Below are 2,504 nucleotides of genomic sequence, written 5' to 3'. Positions count from 1 at the left end.
TGATTATCCTCCTAAATTTTGATAATGCGGGTGTTTAGAAACCGCAAAAACAACTTATATATTATATAGTAAAAATACAATTGTTGCAATAGGAGGTAGGAATTTTAATAATTTTATAAATTTATGAGTAAATCGATTATTTCAAAATTACTTTAATTTAAGTTATAATAACTCCATGATTATTATGAGATAATACTTGAAATAAGGAGTGACTAGCATTCTTACGCATTCCGAACAAAGTGCAATTCAAAAAATTGATGACTTAATGAATACTTATTGCGATAAATGTTTACTTAAAACGCATATCAGAAAAACAGAGGGCAAAACACAAGCCCATCATTTTTGTATTTCAGAGTGCTCAATTGGTAAACAGATTAAGCAATTAGGAAATGAACTTCAATAAAAGTGTCTTGAGAAAATAATTCAAAGTTTTTAGACTGAAAGAAAACCTTTATCAATCGAGGAAATGAAATGCGTAACGACGGGAGTTTACTACAGGTAGATGACCTAGGCACGCATAAGGTGACAAAGAGTGAAAAGGTTTTGCTACAGTCTATAATAGGGGGCAATCATATCATGCAAATCGTATCAATCGAAGAAACACCAAATCATAATACAATGAAAATTAATTTAGATGAAAAAAGAGCAGATAATAAATCTAATACCTTCACATCAGCTAAAGAGGGTCAACCTGATTTTATCAATCGATTATTTGAAATTGATGGGGTAAAATCTATTTTTTATGTAATGGATTTTATTTCAGTGGATAAAGAAGAAAATGCAAATTGGAATGATTTATTACCTCAAATTCAATCCGCTTTCAATTAATTTATAATTAAGAGGAGGGGATTTTTAAATGGAAATTTTAAGAGTTGAACCAACACCTAGTCCTAACACCATGAAAGTAGTATTAACTGAAAAAAGATCAGATAACCAATCTAATACTTATACAGAAGTTAAAGAAACGAACCCTAAATTTATAAATGATTTATTAGCACTTGAAGGTGTTAAATCTATCTTCTATGTTATGGACTTTTTAGCCATAGATAAAGAACCACGCGCTAATTGGGAAACTGTATTGCCTCTCATCACTTCTACATTAAGTAATGAAGAAGCAACTGATGTTCAATCTCAAATCGACGATCATTTTGGTGAAGTAAAAGCAGAAGTATTAACCTTTAAAGACATTCCATATCAAATCAAATTAACTACTTCTGATGAAGAAAAACGCCAACAACTTCCTGATATATTCGTAGATAGCATGTTAAACGCTCAAAAAGATGGAGAAAATGTGGTCTTTCTACGTAAATGGCGTGATTTAGGTATTCGTTACGGCGAACTTGATGATGTTATGAATGAAGTTGTTGAAGAAATTCTTGCGATGTATCCTGAACAAAGATTGGAAGAATTAACGCAAGTAGCTTTATCTACAGAGACAGTTATTCCTCAATCACAATATAAACACGTTACTATTGAAGAATATCAACAAACGGAAGATTGGAAAGTCCGTTTACGTATGTTAAAGGAATTCCCAATGCCTACCATTGAAGATTTACCACTTCTACAGCTCGCTTTACAAGAAGAAAAAGTGGCATTAAGAAGAGAAGCTATCGTTTTACTTGGCATGATAGATAATAAAGCTGTACTTTCATATCTTTATGAAGGTCTTAGAGATAAGAGTCCAGCTGTTAGACGCACAGCAGGAGATTGTCTGAGTGACTTAGGTTATAAAGAAGCTTTACCAGAAATGGAAAAAGCCTTAAATGACCCTCAAAAAATTGTACGTTGGCGTGCAGCTATGTTTTTATTTGATGAGGGTGGCGAAGAACAACTTCCAAGTTTAAAGGCGCATGTTGATGATCCAGCATACGAAGTTAAATTACAAATTGAAACGGCTATCTCTCGTATTGAAAAGGGAGACGAAGCACTTGGCTCAGTGTGGAAACAAATTGCCAATCGTGATAAATAAACAATATAAATACTTACATTAGGAGTGTATTAACTATGAATCCATATGAACAATACATGAAAGAATTAGCACAACAAATGCGTGCTGAACTTACAGAAAATGGTTTTGAAAGTTTAGAAACAAGCGAAGCAGTATCAAACTATATGAACAATGTTGGCGATAACGATACAACATTCGTTGTTATCAACTCTACTTGTGGTTGTGCTGCCGGCTTAGCTAGACCAGCAGCTGTTGCTGTTGCAGAACAAAACGATAAAAAACCTACAAATAAAATCACAGTATTTGCTGGACAAGACAAAGAAGCAACACAAACAATGCGTGAATATATTCAACAAGTACCATCAAGTCCTTCATATGCTTTATTTAAAGGTACTGAATTAAAACATTTTATTCCACGTGAACATATTGAAGGTCGCGATATTCAAGATATCTGCATGGATATTAAAGACGCTTTTGATGAAAATTGCTAAATAAAATCAATCTATATATATAAATTTCTAAAACCTATAATAACTAATTGATTTTTCAAAGAGTT

The 2,504-nt window shown here is 32.5% G+C and carries 4 protein-coding genes; all 4 read left to right on the top strand.

What is annotated here, in order from left to right; all coding sequences use genetic code 11:
• The first annotated feature begins 208 nt into the window (after positions 1-208).
• The 4 genes from CD127_RS10210 (at position 209) to brxA (ending at position 2,439) form a co-directional block, all read left to right on the top strand.
• Positions 209-403 (top strand): zinc-finger domain-containing protein, encoded by a 195-nt coding sequence (locus tag CD127_RS10210; RefSeq protein WP_103299114.1) that lies wholly within the window; start codon positions 209-211, stop codon positions 401-403.
• A gap of 173 nt (positions 404-576) precedes the next feature.
• Positions 577-828 (top strand): NifU N-terminal domain-containing protein, encoded by a 252-nt coding sequence (locus CD127_RS10205; RefSeq protein ID WP_103299113.1) that lies wholly within the window; start codon positions 577-579, stop codon positions 826-828.
• 28 nt (positions 829-856) lie between these two features.
• Complete coding sequence (locus CD127_RS10200; protein ID WP_103366634.1) at positions 857-1,969, top strand: conserved virulence factor C family protein; 1,113 nt, start codon at positions 857-859, stop codon at positions 1,967-1,969.
• Between the two features lie 35 nt (positions 1,970-2,004).
• Complete coding sequence (gene brxA, locus CD127_RS10195) at positions 2,005-2,439, top strand: bacilliredoxin BrxA (RefSeq protein ID WP_103329812.1); 435 nt, start codon at positions 2,005-2,007, stop codon at positions 2,437-2,439.
• The last annotated feature ends 65 nt before the right edge of the window (positions 2,440-2,504 follow it).

This window comes from Staphylococcus petrasii (assembly GCF_002902565.1).
GTDB lineage: Bacteria > Bacillota > Bacilli > Staphylococcales > Staphylococcaceae > Staphylococcus > Staphylococcus petrasii.
The sequence above is the reverse complement of the archived record's forward strand: the minus strand, read 5'-3'. Positions and strand labels throughout refer to the sequence as shown.

What these genes read in the sequence shown, in the direction of transcription:
- CD127_RS10205 (WP_103299113.1), top strand. Translation starts at nt 577, where the DNA reads ATGCAAATCGTATCAATCGAAGAAACACCAAATCATAATACAATGAAA.
- CD127_RS10200 (WP_103366634.1), top strand. Translation starts at nt 857, where the DNA reads ATGGAAATTTTAAGAGTTGAACCAACACCTAGTCCTAACACCATGAAA.
- brxA (WP_103329812.1), top strand. Translation starts at nt 2,005, where the DNA reads ATGAATCCATATGAACAATACATGAAAGAATTAGCACAACAAATGCGT.